We start from the raw sequence: 16,970 nt of genomic DNA, 5'->3' as shown, positions 1-16,970 counted from the left end.
GAGTGACAGGGCGGTCAGCGAGGTTCGTCAATGACCGGGTTCTCCAGGGTTCCGATCTTGTCGATCTCGATGCGAATGGTGTCGCCCGCCTTGAGATACTTGCCGGGCCGGTGCCAGGCGATGCCGCTCGGGGTGCCGGTGGCCAGCACGTCTCCGACCTCCAGGGTGAACGCACTGGAGAGGTAGGCGACCTGCTCGTACAGGTTGAACAGCATGTCCGCCGTATGTCCGTCCTGGCGCAAGTCGCCACTGACGTACGTACGCAACCGCAGATCGAGCGGGTCGCCGATCTCGTCCGGGGTGACGATCCACGGACCGATCGCGCCGTGGGTGTCGAAAGACTTGCTGACCACCATGCCCGGCTCAAGCGTCTGCCAGTCGCGCACACTGACGTCGTTGACGATGGTGAACCCCGCGATCACGTCCAGCACCGCGCGCTTTTCGTTCGGGACGTTCTTGCACCGCTTGCCGATCACCAAACCGAGTTCGCCCTCGTAGTCGACCTCGTCCGGGGCGATCACCGGGATCCAGATCGGTTCGCCGGGCCCGATGATGCAGGTCTGCTGTTTGTTGAACCAAGCCTGGCGGGTCGGCCGCTCCATGTGGGTCTCTTCGAGGTGGGCGGCGTAGTTGTAGCCGATGGCGAGAAACTTGGGTGGCCTGGGCACCGGCGCGCACAGCTTCACACCCGACAGCGGCAGCCTCGCGGCTGAGCCGGAGGAGGCCCATACCTTCTTCGGGTCGCGCTCCAGCAGTTCGATCATCGTCGCCACTGACGGGTCGGCCGTCGTCAGATCCACGACCTCGTCACCATCGATGAAACCGACACGCTCACCGTTGCCAGTATCGAACGTCGCGAGTTTCATCGCTCACCTTTCGCGGCAGAGGTGGTCGACCGGCAACTGTCGGTCCGAGACAGGCCGATACCAATTACGGCACGGGCCTCAACCTCCGGCAACTCGGAAACGCATAGCAGCGATCACCGCAGCCCTCGGCTACCAGGTGCCGAAGTCCTCGTCCTCCTCGGCCGTATCACCCTCCTCGGCCGCATCTTCTCTGCCTCCGAGGAGGGATCAGCCCTGGCCGGCTTCCCGGGCCGCGCGCTCCAGTCGGTTTCGGTAGTCCTCCCACCACGACTGATCGCCCGGCGGCATGCTGTCGTTGCCCTCCGACATCCCGACGGCTCCGTCGAGGAGTTCCCGGACGATATCGGCGTGGCCGGCGTGGCGGTGGGTGTCGGCGATCACGCGTACCAGGACATGGTGCAGGGTCGTCTCTCTCCGTTCCTCCGGCCACCACGGGACATGACCGATCGCGTCGAGCGGCAGCGTGGCGATCGTGGTGTCCGAGTGCTTCCACGCCTGCCGGTACAGCCCGACGATCTGTTCGCGGGACTCGTCCGCGGTGGCCCACATATCCGCGTCCGGTTCCGCGCCCTCCCCGTACCAGGACGGCGGCTCGTCGAAGAACCGGCGCCCGAACGTATCGCCGAAGTACCCCAGCTCGACAGCGGCGATGTGCTTGACCAGCCCCAGCAGATTCGTACCGGTCGGCGTCCGCGGGCGGCGGATGTCGTACTCCGAGAGCCCGTCGAGCTTCCACAGCAGCGCTTCACGGGCGGCTTGCAGATAGTGGAGAAGGTCCGCTTTTGCTTGTGATTCGATCATGCCCGGCAGTCTCCCACCCGGCACTGACAGCCGGCACTGACAGCCGGTGCTGGGAGCGGGGTGCCGGGAGCCGGTGCTGCGAGCGGGCAGCGTGCCTGACGGCGGCCAATCATCACGGGTGCGCGGAGAACATCACCCGGGTGGCGGTTTCATTTCACTCATCTGCTTCTGAACGCGCGACCTGTGGACTCGGGGCGGTGACGCTGAGGACAGCTCTTCCGCCGTTCGAAGGAGAGACCAGATGGCTGTGCCGTCCACGCCTGGCCTGCGGATACGTCCTCGGACACGTCCCCGGATACGTACGGGGGCACGTCCGCGTCGCGGGTACACGATCGCGGTCGTCGTCACCGCCACGGCGTTCGCCGCCACCGTTCCCACCGCGAGTGCCCGTCCTGCCGTCGCCGCAGGCGGTGGCACCGAAGCCAAGCCGACGGTGGTGATGATCCACGGCGCCTGGGCCGACACATCGAGCTGGAGCGGCGAGGTGAAGATCCTCCGCGGCGAGGGATACTCCGCGCGTGCGATCGGCAACCCGTTGGAGGGCCTGGCCACCGACGCGGAGACGGTGGCCGACTTCCTCAAGAGCATTCCCGGCCCGATCGTCCTGGTCGGCCACTCGTACGGCGGCTCGGTCATCACGAACGCCGCCGCCCGGACCGACAACGTGAAGGCGCTCGTGTACGTGGACGCCGCCGCGCCGGCCGTGGGCGAGACCACGGGGTCGCTGAGCGGCTCGACATCGGCGCTCAACGCGCCGCCCGAGACGCTGTTCGACAGCGTCCCGTACGCGAACGCCCCGGAAGGCACGACGAACCTCTACTTGAAGCAGGACATCTTCGTCAAGAAGTTCGCCCAGGACCTACCGGTCCAGCAGGCCACCAACCTCTGGGCAACTCAACGTGCCGCGTCGATGGCCGCGTTCGACACACCGTCCACGTACGCGGCGTGGAAGACGATCCCGTCGTGGTACTTCATCAGCACCGGCGACCAGATCATCACGGCCGAGTCCGAGCTGATGATGGCGCGCCGGGCAGGCTCGAAGATCACCACGTTCAAGGGCGGTTCGCACCTGACGCTGATCTCGCACCCGGCCGCTGTCGTCAAGGTCATCAAGTCGGCGATCGACGCGGTGAGTTGAGGGTGAGTGGACGGTGAGTTGACGCCTCGCCCCGACGGCGGCCTCAGAGTTCGGTGCCGTCGGGGATGAGGTGGTCGTACTGGCCGGCCTTGACCGCGAGGATATGGGCCAGCATCTCCTTGTCGGTGAACCTGAGCGCCCCGTCCAGGTCCCTTGCCTTGGAGTCACCGAAGGCGACTCCGCCCGAAATCGGCATGATCAGAACGCAGTTGTCGCTCGAACCGAAGCTGAACGAGGACTTCTCCCACTCGCCGTCGAGCGGTGCGGCGTAGAGAGCGTCCTTCCGGTTGTTCATGAGAGTTCCTTTTCGATCTCTGCGATACGTTGGGCAGTTGCTTTTTCGTCCAAGGCGTGCTCAGCCAGGTTGGCGAACTTCCGGCGGAAGCGCCGGACGTTGGCGGGATCATCTTCGAAAGCATCCCCTCGTGCCATGTCCATCGCTACGACGCTACGGTCAGCGCCAGGAAAGTCCATGATGGTGAACAGGGAGCTTGAGACGCCCGCTACTCCTGCGGCGAGAGGAATCACTCGGAGAGTGATGTTTTGCTGTTCGGCGCACGACAGCAGGTGCCGGAGTTGTGCGCGCATGACCTCCGGCCCGCCGACAACGGCCTGAAGGCCAGCTTCCAGGCAGAGCGCGTCCAGGGTGACGGGGTCGCTCCGGGAGAGGACCCCTTTCCGATTCATCCGGCTCTCGACGAAGACTTCACGGTGCTCCGCGCTTTCGTTCTTCTGACCGAATTCCGCGAGTGCTTCGACGTATTCGCGGGTTTGGAGTAGGCCCGGCACGTACGTTCCCGAGTGCAGTGAGATGTGGGACGCGGCGTCTTCGAGGGCGAGGTAACGGTATGAGGAGCCCCGATAGAGCGTTTGGAATCTTGTTTGTTCGTACCACGCGCGGCCGTAGGACTTGCTCCGGTCTATCGTCGCCACAACGGCGGCGCGTTCGTCAGCGCTCGCGTCGTACAACTTCAGCATCTCTTCGAGCTGTTCCGAGGTGGGGAACGCCTTGCCGCGCTCGAACTTGCTCACCGTGTGCCGCGTGCAGCCGAGACGCACCGCGACGTCGTCCTGCCGAAGCCGGACCTTCTCGCGCAGGCGCGCAAGCTCTTCACCGACCTTCCGCATGGCGAAGATCGCGTTGGGGTTGACGCTTGCGGGCAACGGTAGTTCCTCCCGGGTGACGGACCAACGCCAGCAGCGTAACGGTCAGATGGGCGCAACCGACTCTTCGAGGGTGACTCCACACGATCGACTTGCGCGCGCTTGGTCGCGCGACCAAACTGCATTGCGCGCGCTGCGAGCGTACTCGACCGACCGCAGCGCGTAACCATCCGTCATGCCCGGCTGAAAGGTCTCCATCCATGGATCCGCGCGGTTACGTCCTGGCAGTCGAGCGTTACCCCTGCACTCCCGTCGCCGTCCGACAGGCCAGAGCCTTCGCCGGCCGCGCCTACGCGCCGTTCCCTTGGGTCGACCACGACGCCGTCAAGCTGCTGGTGAGCGAGACCGCGACCAATGCCGTGCTGCACGCGGGCGGTGGCGGGTTCGATCTGATCTGCCATTCGCCGCTGGGGAGTTCGGTGCAGATCGAACTGCACGACCGTTCCAAGACGGAACCCGCGCGCCGCCCGCACTCCGAGTGGGACAGCCACGGCAGAGGACTGGAACTCCTCGACATCCTCGCGCCGGGCTGGTCCGTCGTCACCACGCTGACCGGAAAGGGCCTGATCTTCAGGCTGGAGAACGGCCCGTGACGACAGGTGTGTGGTGGTTGCGCAGCAGTGGAGTGGGGCTTCTGGGGTTGGTTCAGCGGCAAACGGCCGGTGGGTGGTTGGGGTTCAGTCCCGCTGTGAGGGTGGGGTTGTTGGGTGCGGGTGCAGACCGAGGGGTAGTCGGGGCGGGCCGGTAGGTCCTGTGCCGCGTGGGGGCCGCCCCTTGAGGTTTGAGTTTCGCGATTGCGGGCCGGGCGTCAAGGGCGCTCCTCCGTCGCGTCGGCTGCGCCGATTCCGCTGCGCTCCACCCTTGACACCCGTCCCTCCATCGCAAGTGCAGGCATGGGAGGGGCGGCCCGGGGGAGGGGTCCCCGGGGGGCTCACTTGTGGGCCCCGTTTCCTTCCGGCCTGCGGCCCGGCGGGTGGTCTGCGCACCAGTGGAATGGGGCTTCAGGGCCCGGCTTAGCGTCAGACCGCCGTCTGTTGGTTGGGGTTCAAGACCGCTGCTGGGGTGTGTGGGTGGTGGGGTGGGTGGGGCTGTCCGGAAGGACAGTGGGCCTGTGCGGGCCGTCGATACGTCCTGAGGACGGCCTATCGCTACTCAGGACACAAGACCGGCCTCGGGGACCCTCAACGGGCCGCCAAACAGGTACATATGGGGCATCGATCGATGTCCGCCAGCCCTTCTCCGAAGATGAGGGCCGTCCGACGGTCTCTTGTGTCCTGCGGACGCAAGAGCGAGTCATTCTCCGCCCACGGCCCCAGGATGGACACCGGCCTGCCGCTCCACCGGGGCCCTGGCTAGGCGGATGGGATGGGCTGGTGCCCGGGGTGCCATGCGGTCACGGATCTCAGACACGGGACTGAACCTCAGCAAGCAGCGGACGGTCAGTCGCTGAGCCGGTGCCGGGCCGCCCCATTCCACTGCCGCGTACTCCACCCACCGGGCCGCAGGCCGGAAGGAAACAGGGACCCATATCTGAGCTCCCCGGGGACCCCTCCCCCGGGCCGCCCCTCCCACCTTCCTTCAGCGGGGGCGGGACGGGGGTCAAGGGTGGAGCGCAGCGGAATCGGCGCAGCCGACGCGACGAAGGAGCGCCCTTGACGCCCGGCACGACCCCGCCACAATCAAAAACAGAGGGGCGGCCCCCACGTGGCACAGGACCTGCCGGTCCACCACGACTACCTCTCGGTCCTGACCCGCAGACAACGGCCCTACCCCAACTGCGGTCCTGAACCCCAACCAACAAACAACAGTCCGACGCCGAGCCGACGCGCCACCACCCCACTCCACTGCCGCGTACTCCACCCACCATCCCGCAGGCCCGGGAAGGACCAGCACCAGTAACTGACCCTCCCAGGGACCCGGCGCCCGCGTGGCACGGGACCTATCGGCCCACCTCGACTACCTCTTGCGCCCCCGGTGCTGGTAGGCGCCGCCGCGCGTATCAGCAGGGCGCGCCTACCAGCGGGCGAGAGGCTGCTGAAGTGGATCAGAGGGTCACACTAAGGTCATGCTGATCTGCTCTCCCTGTACGGTCCAGTGCTGGCGGGGCCCGGAGGAGTTGCACGGCTCCACGTTGACTATGCGGGTCCTCGGGTAGTCACTGGCCAGGCACATACCGGGGTTCGCGGACGCAGAGATCGATTCGCCATTGATGGTCCAGCGCTGGCGGGACCCGGAGTCGCACGGCTCCACATTGACTATGCGGGATCTCGGGTAGTCATTGGCCAGGCACATGCCGGGGTACACGGACTCGGAGATTGATTCGCCGTTGATGGTCCAGCGCTGGCCGGGCGCGGAGGAGTTGCATGACTCCACGTTGACTATGCGGGTTCTCGGGTAGTCACTGGACAGGCACATGGTGCCTACGGCCGAGACCGCATCGGCAGGTGCGGCGGCCGCCACAGCGGCCGACGGCAACGCGGAGGACGTCAGTGCGACAAGGGCAGGTACGAGGAGCTTACGAAATACGTTAGCCACGAGGCGGAACCCTTCACGGTCGGCAGATCCGCATCAGCCGGGACGCATCTGCTGGTCCTGGCCAGCGGATCTGGGTGATTGCAGCCTCGAAAGGTTCCCCTCATTTTTGAAGCCATATGCGTCACATGCAGAACGGCCCGTGACGGCAGGTGCATGGTGGTCGCGCACTAGTGGAGTGGGGCTTCTGGGGTTGGTTTGGCGTCGGGCGGTTGGTGGGTGGTTGGGGTTCAGGACCGCTGTGAGGGTGGGGTTGTCGGTGCGGGTTACGACCGAGGGGTAGTTGCGGTGGGCCGGTTGGTTTGGTGTGGCGTGGGGGCCGCCCCTTTGTTTTTGATTGTGGCGGGGTCGTGCCGGGCGTCAAGGGCGCTCCTTCGTCGCGTCGGCTGCGCCGATTCCGCTGCGCTCCACCCTTGACCCCCGTCCCGCCCCCGCTGAAGGAAGGTGGGAGGGGCGGCCCGGGGGAGGGGTCCCCGGGGAGCTCAGATATGGGTCCCTGTTTCCTTCCGGCCTGCGGCCCGGTGGGTGGAGTACGCGGCAGTGGAATGGGGCGGCCCGGCACCGGCTCAGCGTCAGACCGTCCGCTGTTTGCTGGGGTTCAGTCCCGTGTCTGAGATCCGTGACCGAGTGGCACCCCGGGCATCAGCCCATCCCATCCGCCAGGCCGGAGGCCCGGTGGAGCGGCAGGCCGGTGTCCGTCCTGGGGTCGTGGGCGGAGAATGACTCGTTCTTGCGTCCGCAGGACACAAGAGACCGTCGGACGGCCCTCATCTTCGGAGAAGGGCTGGCGGACATCGATCGATGCCCCATATGTACCTGTTTGGCTGCCCGTTGAGGGTCCTCCGAGGCCGGTCTTGTGTCCTGGGTAGCGATAAGCCGTCCTCAGGACGTATCGACGGCCCGCACGGGCCCATTTTCCTTCCGGACAGCCCCGCCCACCCCACCACCCACACACCCCAGCAGCGGTCTTGAACCCCAACCAACAGACGGCGGTCTGACGCTAAGCCGGGCCCTGAAGCCCCATTCCACTGGTGCGCAGACCACCCGCCGGGCCGCAGGCCGGAAGGAAACGGGGCCCACAAGTGAGCCCCCCGGGGACCCCTCCCCCCGGGCCGCCCCTCCCATGCCTGTACTTGCGATGGAGGGTCGGGTGTCAAGGGTGGAGCGCAGCGGAATCGGCGCAGCCGACGCGACGGAGGAGCGCCCTTGACGCCCGGCCCGGAGTCGCGAAACTGAAACCTCAAGGGGCGGCCCCCACGTCACACAGGACCTACCGGTTCGGCCCGACTACCCCTCGGTCTGCACCCGCAGACAACAACCCCACCCCAGCAGCGGTCCTGAACCTCAGCCAACAGACGGCGGTTCGACGCTAAGCCGGGCCCAGAAGCCCCATTCCACTCCTGCGTACTCCACCACCGGCCCGCAGGCCGGGAAGGAAACAGGCATCTAGCCGTCCACCTCGTACTGCCCGACCTCCCGGAAGTACCGCAGCTCCTCCGGCGTACCGTCGATGACCTCCTCGGCAGCCGCGCGGAGGGCGTCGCTGATGGTCGGGTCGGCGAGGATGCGGAAGATGGCGACGCGGTCGTCTTCGGCCTGGGCGAGGCGGTAGCCCGTTTCCAGGAAGGTGCGCAGGGCTTCTGGGCTGCCGTCGTTGAGGGTCTTGTTGACTTCGCGGATGACTGCTTTGTCGCCGTTTTCGGTCGCCAGGAACAGGATGCGGAAGACGGCGACGCGGTCGTCCTCGGTCTGGGCGAGGCGGTAGCCGGTCTTCAGGAAGGTGCGCATCTCCTCCACGGTGCCGTCTAGGGCCTTGTTGGCCTCTCGGACGCCCGCCTTGCCGTTGTCCTCGTCGGCCAGGATGCGCAGGATCGCGATGCGGAGGTCCTCCTCCGACATCTCGTCCACCGGCGTTTCGGACGTGGCCGTCACGGATGTGGCCGCCACGGTCGTCGACGTGGCCGTCGAGTCCGTGGCGAACGCCGGCGTGGTGAAGAGGAGGGCCGGTGTCAGGGCGGTGGCCGCGACGAGCAGGGCAGCGCGGGACGGTCTCATGGGTGTGTGCCTCCCTTGTCGAGCTCTTGGTGCGAAGATCCTCGCCGCTGTGGGCCACCGACGTCATTGCCGGTGGTGGGCAGTCTTCGCCGACCGTCGTTGCCGTCCGCGTACCGGCGTATCGGCGTCTCGGAGTACCGGCCAGTCGCGCGCCGGCCGGTCACCGGCCCGCTGACGTGCCGCCGACATGCCGCTTCTTCCCCTCACCTTCCCCTCACGTCCCCGGTGGCCTGTGCCGCTCCTCCAGGTAGCGCGTGTGGGTCTCCTGGCGGCGGGACTCCGCCTCCCGCAGGGCCGTCGCCAGGGCGCGGGCCTCGTCGTAGAGGACGGTGAGCTGGCGTTCGAGGTGGCGTTCCGGAGGTTCGGTGCCCGGCTGGAGGCGGGTCCACCAGCGGGTGCGTACGAAGGTGTCCACCGATTCCGGCACGTCCTGGCGGATCGCCCGCGACAGGCTGTGCACACCCTCCGCGTCCATCGCCAACGCGTCAGCGACCCAGCCCGGTTCCAGGAGGGCGGCCAGGACCTCGGTGAGCTCGGTGAGGCGGCCGGCCGCGGTGGGCGGGAGGTCGACCTCGGCGAGATAGGCGCGGAGCTTGGTGAAGTCGGCGCGTATCTCGTCCAGTTGCTCCGCCGGATTGGCGAAGGCCGGCGCGTCCGGGCGCTCCGGCGGCGCGATCAGCGCGCCCGCGCCGTACAGTCCCGCCACCACCACCGGCCAGTACGCGCCCGCCAGGCCCGTGAAGGTGAGGGCCAGGCCGCCCACGCCCGCCGCGCTGCCCACCAGGTTTTTGCGCGACTCCAGATACGCCAGTGCCCTGCCGAGTCCTCTACTGGTAGCCACGGATCTCCTCGAAGGCGCCGTCGAGCGACTCCTCGCCGCCCGTCGCGTCGAACAGCCGGCCGCCCGTGAGCTCGGCGATGTGCTCCAGCTCCGCGCGGTCCGAGTCGCCGAAGAGGATGGGGAAGACCGGAGTGGACCGGCGGTCGGGCGGCAGCTCCGCGTAGAAGCTGTCGAAATCGGATGCCTTCGCGCCGCTCGTGTTCTCGCCGTCCGTCATCAGGACGATCGAGGTGAAGGCGTCCGAGCCCGAACCGCCCTTGCCGAGATGGGAGTACGCCTCCCGCAGACTGCTGAAGATCGCCGTGTCGCCGGACGCCGACAGCGCCCTGGCGTCCGCGCGGATGGCGTCCAGCGCGGCGGCCCGGCCGTCCGGGTCCACCGTATGGCTCAGGACCTTCTTCACCTCGGAGCCGAACGGCATCAGCGTCACCTCCTCCCGGTCACGGAACCGCTCGCCGGTCGCGGAGTCGTCCGTACCGGTCAGCCCGGCGAGCGCGTCCTTCAGCCGGGAGAGCCGTTCGCCCTCCATCGAGCCCGAGGTGTCCAGTACGTACACGGTGCGCGAGGGCCGGCGGAGCTGGTTCTCGTACGCGTCGAGCAGCCCGTCGGCGACCGAACGCGAGCCCGGGAAGGGCAGTTCGCGCCGCTTGTCGGTGGCCAGGCCCGCCGCGGGCGGTACGGACGGGACCACAGGGCGCCGGAACGTCTGCTCGGTCAGCGCCTTCTGCGCCTCCGGGCCGCGCAGATACGAGGTGAGCGCCTGGCCCGCCTCCCGCGCCTCCTGAGGCGCCGAGGTCAGCAGCGTGAAGGGATAGTCGGCGGTCACCACACCGTCCTTGGGACGGATCACGGTGAGTCCGGTGTTGCTGTCCCGGTTCATGGAGAGCAGCACCGACTCGTAGTTCACCAGCGCGGCCACGCTGCCGCGCCGGGTGTACGCCGTCGCCAGCCAGCCGGACGAACCGGACGTCAGCTTCTGCCCGGTGAAGAACTCCTTCAGCTTTCCGGTCGCCCGGCGCACATCCGCGTCGGTGAGCGCCGACTGCGCGCCCGAGAGCCCGGAGGCCACCGAGATCAGTGCGGAGAAACCGGAGTTGGAGCGCACGGGATCGGTCATCCCGTACGTCAGCTTCCCGGCCACGACCGCCTGGTGCACCTGTGACCAGGTGACCTCGTCCGGCTGCCAGCCGAGCCGCTGTACGGTCTCCGTCCGCACACCGAGCGCGACGGGCGAGGACATGATCGGCGTCTCGTTCGTGATGCGCTGCGACACTCCCGGATCCAGCCGCAGATAGTCGTTGGACGACAGCCACACCGCGTCGTACTTGCCGTCCGCCTTGCCCGAGGCGATCAGATCGGCGGCGTCCAGCGTGCCGGTCCAGGTGGCGTTCACCTTCACGCCCGTCTTCTGCTCCGCCTGGTCCAGCACGCCCTGCATATCGGCGAGTTCACTGGAGGCGAGCACACGCAGGGTGCCCGGGCGGTACGTCGTGTCCGGGCCGGAATCGGGGTTCTTGGCGGCACCGTCCCCGCCACTGGTGCACGCGGCGACGGCCAGCAAAGACGCCACCACAGCCATCCCGGTCAGCCTGCGTCTCACTGAAGGCCTCCTTCCAGCGCGCCCGCCGTGCGGGTCCGCCCCAAATATGTGCTGGCGCTCTGGAGTTCGGCCGTCAGGGACTCCACCGTGGAGGCCATCGACTCCGTCGCCTGGATCTTGTACGTGTCGATCGCGTCCAGCGTCCGGTAGATCTGCTGGAACGCCGAGCGCAGTGTCTCCGCGCCGACCGCCGGATCCGCCGCGATGCGCTGGATCTCACCGCTCTGGGTGGCGAGCATCTCCGCGTTGCCGCGGATCAGATCCTCCGTCGTGGAGCGCAGGACGTTCACCTGCTCGGTCACCTTGCGCTGGTTCTCCAGCGCCGAGGAGAGCATCACCGCGATCCGCAGCGCCGAGACCGTGGTGGTCGCGGCGCGGTCGACGCCCTTGATCAGCTCCTCGTTGTTGCGCCGTACGACATCCATCGCCAGATAGCCCTGCGCGCACACCGCGAGCTGCGTCAGCAGGTCCTGGTGCTTCTGCCGCACGGGAAAGAGGACATCGGCGCGCAGCGCGTCGGCCTGCGCCGGGTCCGTGAGACCGACCGTACCGATCCGCTCCTCGATCGCCGTGTCGAGCGCCGAGGTGAGCACCGCGTACTCCTGGAGCTTGCCCATGGTCTCCCACAGCCGCGTCCGCTCGGTGTGCAACGCGGCGTTGTCACGGCGCAGTTCGTCCTGGCCGCCGCGGAGCGAGCTCACGATCTTGTTCAAGGTGCCTTGCGAGGAGGCGTACTTGGCGGCGTGATCGCGCAGCTTGTTGCCGCCGGGCAGCTTGGAGAGAAAGCGGCGGGCTCCCTTGCCCGGAGTGTCGCGCGGGTCCAGGTCCTCCACCGTACGGCGCAGTTCGACCAGCGAGGACGACACCCGGGCCTGCGCGTCCTCGCCGCCGGAGGAGAGGGAGTGGATCGTACGGTCCAGCATCCGGTTGGACTGCTGAGCGGCGCTGCGGATCTCGCCGGAGCCGAGATTCGCGATCTCACCGATACGGGCGGTGAATTCGGGCGAGCGGGCGTCGAGCGCGGCGAGCGATCCGACATAGTCCGTGGCGCGCCGCGTCATCTCCGTGCGTACGGAGTCGTCGACCGGCACCAGTCCTGCGGCCTGTTCGGTACGGACCGGCGGGACGGGTTCGGGCGGTGTGAGGATCAGCTCCGAGCCGGCCGGGCCGGGGCTCTGCTCTGTGGACATGCGGTTCCCCCCTGGGACTTTGACGAAGAGCGAAGAGCGAAGAGCGGCGAAGGGCAGCGAAGAGCTACGACCTGGCCCGCTGCGCCATCGCGTGCAGCCACTCGGTGGTCGGCACGGGCGCCTGGCGGACACCGGTCAGCCGCTGGTTGAGGAAGGCCTGGTACGGAGCGGTCGCGGCGGTGAACTCCGCCGCGGCTCCCTGCGGGCGGAAGCCGTGCCGTACCGCCAGCTCGCGCAGCCGCTTGTCGGTGGTGAGCAGCGCGCCGAGCGCCCGGCCGTCGTCGGTGAGCGGTACGAGCGTGTGGTCGCTGATGACGGTGGTGTCCGGATAGAGCACCACCAGATCGCCGACGTCCTGCTTCTGGAGCAGCACCGAGGCCACCTGTGACTCGTAGACCAGTACGAGCGGATTTCCGACACCGCTGATGAAGTCGCGGAACGGCGCGTCGGAACTGGTCTGCTGGGCGCCCTGGACGACGGTGAGCTGCTTGAGCAGCGGCGCCGTACGGGCGACCGCCGCCTTGTCGCCCACGACCTTTCCGCCGTTGTCCACATAGGACGCGGCGGCGAGATAGAGCGCGCCCGAGTTGGAGGTCATCGGATCGGTGCTGGCGATGAAGACCGTCCCGGTCAGCTCGGCATGGGCCGAGGAGCCCTTGAGCTGCTGCCAGGTGCGCTCCTTGCGTGCCGCCTCCAGATACGGGCCCATCCGCAGGGTGCCGCGTGACTCGCCGTCCAGGGTGGCCAGCCCGTTACGGGCCAGGACCTCGGCGGCGGAGCGATGGGCGACGACCACCAGCGGCGAGTAGAAGGGCCGTGGCGGTGTGCCCGGCACCTGATACTTGTCGGCCAGTTCGTCGGCCGGTGCCGTGGACGACGGAAAGGCGAAGTCGGTACCGTCGAGAGAGAGTTCCTCCATGGCCCAGGAGCCGGAGGTCTCCGTCTTCACGGTATAACCACGTTCGTCCAGGGCCTTGACCACGTCGGGATCGGCGAAGAACTCGGCCTTCTCCGAACCGATGACCCCACGCACGGTCTTCGTTGCCGTGCTCGATACCTGGCTCTCTCGGCCTGCCACGACGGCTGCTGCCACTCCGCCGATCAGCAGCACCGCCAGGATGATTCCCACGATGCGTCTCACGTACGAAGCGTGCTCGCGGAGACCCACATTCCGGGGGGAGTTGGGTGTACGCCGGGTGAAGTACCCATCCCGGTAAGGAACCGGAACGCAGGGTTCATACCGGTCAGGTCGGCCCATGGTGGCGGTGGCGTCGCTCAGTCGCTCAGACGAAGATCGACTGGAGGCGCCGGTAGGTAGCCGGCCCGGGGTGGGCCGTCAGGGGCCGTCAGGGCGTGGCGAGCAGGTGCCGGTCCTGGGTGGCCGGTGGTCCGTCGGTGGCCGGCGCTTCGTTCAGCGCGGCGGTGTGCGCGTCCATGCGCTCGGCCGAGAGGATCGCTGCCGCGGTGTCGGCGCGCGAGGCGGCCACCACCAGCGCGCGGCCCGCGAGGGCGAGGGCGCGGCGGTGCAGAGCGGTCCGGTCGGCGCCGACGAGCCCGGCACGGCGGTCCGGCGGCGTGCCGCGCAGCCGCGCGATCTGCCCGGCGATGCACTCGGCGGGCTCTTCGAGGCCCAGCTCGTCGGTGACGGCGAGCAGCGCGGCGAGATGTCCTGCGAGCTGGATGTTCAGCTCTTCCTCGCGGCTGCGGTGCGGGAAATCGGCGCGGTCGGCCATCGAGTGGACCGACTTCGCGCGGATCGGTTCGTACATGAGGATGGCCTCCTGGCAACGTCAGGAGACCATCCTACCTTGGATTCAGTCTAAAGTTGAGTGCGGTCCGGGAGCTTTGCGGTCCGGGAGCTTCTGGTGTACGCCTGTACGCGCTCGCCCTACGGCTGCGCGTAACCGTCCAGGAAGTTCCCGATCCGGGTCACCGCGTCCGTGAGGTCCTGGACGGCGGGCAGGGTGACGATCCGGAAGTGGTCCGGCTCCGGCCAGTTGAAGCCCGTACCGTGCACCACCATGATCCTCTCCGCCCGCAGTAGATCGAGCACCATCTGCCGGTCGTCCTTGATCTTGAAGACCTTCGGATCGAGCCGCGGGAACAGATAGAGCGCGCCCTTGGGCTTCACGCAGGTCACGCCGGGGATCTGGGTGAGCAGCTCGTACGCGGTGTTCCGCTGCTCCAGGATCCGGCCGCCGGGCAGCACCAGCTCCTGGATCGACTGCCGGCCGCCGAGCGCGGTGGCGACCGCGTGCTGGGACGGCATATTGGCGCACAGCCGCATGTTCGCCAGGATCGTCAGGCCCTCGATGTACGAGGCGGCGTGCGCCTTGGGGCCGCAGACCGCCAGCCAGCCGGAGCGGAAACCGGCCACGCGGTAGTTCTTGGAGAGCCCGTTGAAGGTGAGCGTCAGCAGATCCGGCGCGATGGCGGCGGTGGGTGTGTGGGTGGCGCCGTCGTACAGGATCCGGTCGTAGATCTCGTCGGAGCAGACGACGAGATGGTGGCGGCGGGCGATCTCGGTGAGGGCGGTGAGCATCTCGTCGCTGTATACCGCGCCGGTGGGATTGTTCGGATTGATGATCACGAGCGCCTTGGTGCGGTCGGTGATCTTCCGCTCGATATCGGCGAGGTCCGGCATCCAGTCGGCCTGCTCGTCGCAGCGGTAGTGCACGGCCGTGCCGCCCGCGAGGGAGACGGAGGCGGTCCAGAGCGGATAGTCGGGCGCCGGTACGAGCACCTCGTCGCCGTCGTCCAGCAGCGCCTGCATCGACATCTGGATCAGCTCGGAGACTCCGTTGCCGAGGTAGATGTCCTCGACGTCCAGCTCGATGCCCTTGGTCTGGTAGTGCTGCATCACCGCGCGCCGGGCGGAGAGCAGCCCTTTCGCGTCGCCGTAGCCGTGTGCGTCGCCGAGGTTGCGCAGGACGTCTTCGAGGATCTCGGGCGGGCACTCGAAGCCGAAGGCGGCCGGATTGCCGGTGTTGAGCTTGAGGATGCGCTGGCCTGCCGCCTCCATCCGCGTCGCCTCGTCGAGGACGGGGCCCCGGATCTCGTAACAGACGTTTGCGAGCTTCGTCGACTGGATGACCTGCATGTCCGCGAGCTTACGGCCGCGTAACGGAGCCCGCGTGGTGTTTCGGGTCACGTCAGCCGTGCGAGGGATTTTGCGGGGCGGGCGGGGGAGTCCGGGAGGCGCGGAGAGAGGGAGTGTGCGGTGGAGTGTGCGGTACGGAGCGGGCCCGGTACGGCGGCACGGCGCGCCGCTCACCCGACGGCGCGCGACTCCGCTCAAGGGCGGCCCACACGGGTGGCTCACGGGTGGCTCAATAGCGGCTCACGGATGGTAGATCGACTGGAGCTGCTGGAAGGAGCGCAGGCCCTCGGGGCCCAGTTCCCGGCCCAGTCCGCTGTCCTTCCTCCCGCCGTAGGGGGAGGTGATGTCCGGCAGATATCCGTTGATGCCGATCGTGCCCGTCCGGACACGCTTGGCCACGCGGTCGCCCCGGTCGGGATCGGTCGTCCAGACGGTGCCGGCGAGCCCGTACGGCGAGTCGTTGGCGATGCGTACCGCGTCGTCCTCGTCGTCGTAGCCGGTGATCGTCAGGACCGGGCCGAAGATCTCTTCCTGCGCGATCGCGGACGCGTTGTCGACGTCCGCGAAAATGGTCGGCTCGACGAACCAGCCCTGTTCGAGTCCGGCAGGGCGGCCTCCTCCGGTGGTCAGACGCGCGCCCTCGGCCCGGCCCCTGCCGATGTATCCCTCCACGCGTTCGCGCTGCCGCGAACTGACCAGCGGGCCGATCTGTGTGGCGGGATCCAGCGCGTCGCCCACGGTCGCACCACCGGCCAGCGCGGTGTGGAAGTCCACGACCTCGCCGTAACGGCTGCGCGGCGCCAGGATCCTGGTGGACGCGAAGCAGGTCTGACCGTTGTTGAGGAAGCTCGCGGCGAAGTGCTGTTCCGCATGTGCCGCCAGGTCCGCGTCGTCCAGGATGACGGCCGCCGACTTTCCTCCCAGTTCGAGAGTGACCGGTCGCAGCAACTGCCCGCAGGCGGACGCGATCCGGCGTCCCACGGCCGTCGAACCGGTGAAGGCCACTCTGTCGACACCGGGGTGCGTGACGAGATGGGCCCCGGTCTCGGGCCCTCCGGGCACGATGTTGACCACGCCCTCGGGGATGCCCGCCTTGTCGACGGCCTCGGCCAGCACGACCGAATCGAGCACCGCCTGTGGCGCGGGCTTGAGCACGAGCGTGCATCCGGCCGCCAGAGCGGGCGCCACCTTGAAGAACGCGATCACCTGAGGAAAGTTCCAGACCATGATCGTCGCCACCACGCCCACCGGCTCACGCCGCACGGTGGTCGTTCCCATGGGTATCCCGTCGCGCTGTTCCTCCTCCGGAGTCTTGGAGGCGAGCTCGGCGAAGTACCGCAGCAGCATGGCCGGCACGGCGCCTTCGAAGGCGCTGGCGGACGAGATCGGCATACCGTTCTGCGCGCTGACGCTCTCCGCCGTCTCCCCGCTTCTGCCGTCCAGCTCGTCCGCGAGCCGCAGCATGGCCGCGGAGCGGCGATCCGGTGGCCAGTCAGGCCAGCCACCGGGCGTGTCGAACGCGGTCCGGGCGGCGTGGACGGCACGGTCGACATCGGCCTCCATCCCTTCCGGCACGGCGCCCAGAGGCTTTCCGTCACTGGCGGAGGTGACGGTGATCTTACGGTCGGTGGACGGCTGGACCCAATTCCCTCCGATGTAAAGGCGATTCATTTCCATGACGCA

General features: G+C 68.0%; 15 protein-coding genes. 2 read left to right on the top strand and 13 right to left on the bottom strand.

Annotation, left to right across the window (positions count from 1 at the left end):
• Nucleotides 1–14: 14 nt before the first annotated feature.
• A complete protein-coding gene (locus tag ACFV6H_RS35750; RefSeq protein ID WP_385550779.1) occupies nt 15–866 on the bottom strand; it encodes a fumarylacetoacetate hydrolase family protein in 852 nt (283 codons plus the stop codon).
• A gap of 207 nt (nt 867–1,073) precedes the next feature.
• Nucleotides 1,074–1,667 carry a DinB family protein gene (locus ACFV6H_RS35745; protein ID WP_385550777.1) on the bottom strand — a complete coding sequence of 198 codons (594 nt, stop codon included), beginning with the start codon at nt 1,665–1,667 and terminating at the stop codon, nt 1,074–1,076.
• Nucleotides 1,668–1,908: 241 nt separating this feature from the next.
• Here ACFV6H_RS35745 and ACFV6H_RS35740 point away from each other — a divergent pair, with 241 nt between their 5' ends.
• On the top strand, nt 1,909–2,805 hold the full coding sequence (locus tag ACFV6H_RS35740; protein WP_385550775.1) for an alpha/beta fold hydrolase: 897 nt from the start codon (nt 1,909–1,911) through the stop codon (nt 2,803–2,805).
• Nucleotides 2,806–2,848: 43 nt separating this feature from the next.
• On the opposite strand, the gene ACFV6H_RS35735 is transcribed toward ACFV6H_RS35740, so the two are convergent.
• Nucleotides 2,849–3,100: a DUF397 domain-containing protein gene (locus tag ACFV6H_RS35735; RefSeq protein ID WP_384982220.1), complete on the bottom strand. Its 252-nt coding sequence runs from the start codon at nt 3,098–3,100 to the stop codon at nt 2,849–2,851.
• Nucleotides 3,097–3,969 (bottom strand): helix-turn-helix domain-containing protein, encoded by an 873-nt coding sequence (locus ACFV6H_RS35730; RefSeq protein ID WP_385550773.1) that lies wholly within the window; start codon nt 3,967–3,969, stop codon nt 3,097–3,099. The genes ACFV6H_RS35735 and ACFV6H_RS35730 overlap by 4 nt, the downstream gene beginning before the upstream one ends.
• Before the next feature lie 200 nt (nt 3,970–4,169).
• Between ACFV6H_RS35730 and ACFV6H_RS35725 the strand changes: the two genes are divergently transcribed.
• Nucleotides 4,170–4,562, top strand: coding sequence for an ATP-binding protein (locus tag ACFV6H_RS35725; protein WP_385550771.1), 393 nt, complete (start codon nt 4,170–4,172; stop codon nt 4,560–4,562).
• Between the two features lie 1,459 nt (nt 4,563–6,021).
• On the opposite strand, the gene ACFV6H_RS35720 is transcribed toward ACFV6H_RS35725, so the two are convergent.
• From ACFV6H_RS35720 to ACFV6H_RS35680, 9 genes are all read right to left on the bottom strand, one after another.
• Nucleotides 6,022–6,261, bottom strand: a complete 240-nt coding sequence (locus ACFV6H_RS35720; RefSeq protein ID WP_385550885.1) for a ricin-type beta-trefoil lectin domain protein — start codon at nt 6,259–6,261, stop codon at nt 6,022–6,024.
• A 1,686-nt stretch (nt 6,262–7,947) separates the two neighbouring features.
• Entirely contained in the window at nt 7,948–8,556 is a 609-nt protein-coding gene (locus tag ACFV6H_RS35715) for an ALF repeat-containing protein (protein ID WP_385550769.1), read from the bottom strand.
• A 214-nt stretch (nt 8,557–8,770) separates the two neighbouring features.
• On the bottom strand, nt 8,771–9,397 hold the full coding sequence (locus ACFV6H_RS35710) for a hypothetical protein (RefSeq protein WP_384982235.1): 627 nt from the start codon (nt 9,395–9,397) through the stop codon (nt 8,771–8,773).
• A complete protein-coding gene (locus tag ACFV6H_RS35705; protein ID WP_385550883.1) occupies nt 9,384–10,976 on the bottom strand; it encodes an extracellular solute-binding protein in 1,593 nt (530 codons plus the stop codon). The genes ACFV6H_RS35710 and ACFV6H_RS35705 overlap by 14 nt, the downstream gene beginning before the upstream one ends.
• A 17-nt stretch (nt 10,977–10,993) precedes the next feature.
• On the bottom strand, nt 10,994–12,187 hold the full coding sequence (locus ACFV6H_RS35700; RefSeq protein WP_384785106.1) for a toxic anion resistance protein: 1,194 nt from the start codon (nt 12,185–12,187) through the stop codon (nt 10,994–10,996).
• A gap of 64 nt (nt 12,188–12,251) precedes the next feature.
• Nucleotides 12,252–13,328 (bottom strand): hypothetical protein, encoded by a 1,077-nt coding sequence (locus ACFV6H_RS35695; RefSeq protein ID WP_385550766.1) that lies wholly within the window; start codon nt 13,326–13,328, stop codon nt 12,252–12,254.
• Between the two features lie 205 nt (nt 13,329–13,533).
• Complete coding sequence (locus tag ACFV6H_RS35690; protein WP_385550764.1) at nt 13,534–13,956, bottom strand: hypothetical protein; 423 nt, start codon at nt 13,954–13,956, stop codon at nt 13,534–13,536.
• A gap of 119 nt (nt 13,957–14,075) precedes the next feature.
• Complete coding sequence (locus tag ACFV6H_RS35685; RefSeq protein ID WP_384982244.1) at nt 14,076–15,287, bottom strand: pyridoxal phosphate-dependent aminotransferase; 1,212 nt, start codon at nt 15,285–15,287, stop codon at nt 14,076–14,078.
• A gap of 240 nt (nt 15,288–15,527) precedes the next feature.
• Nucleotides 15,528–16,964 (bottom strand): aldehyde dehydrogenase, encoded by a 1,437-nt coding sequence (locus ACFV6H_RS35680; RefSeq protein ID WP_385550762.1) that lies wholly within the window; start codon nt 16,962–16,964, stop codon nt 15,528–15,530.
• Between the last annotated feature and the right edge of the window lie 6 nt (nt 16,965–16,970).

This window comes from Streptomyces sp. NPDC059743 (assembly GCF_042732975.1).
GTDB lineage: Bacteria > Actinomycetota > Actinomycetes > Streptomycetales > Streptomycetaceae > Streptomyces.
Note: the sequence above shows the minus strand (reverse complement) of the source record. Positions and strands in the feature narration are given on the sequence as shown.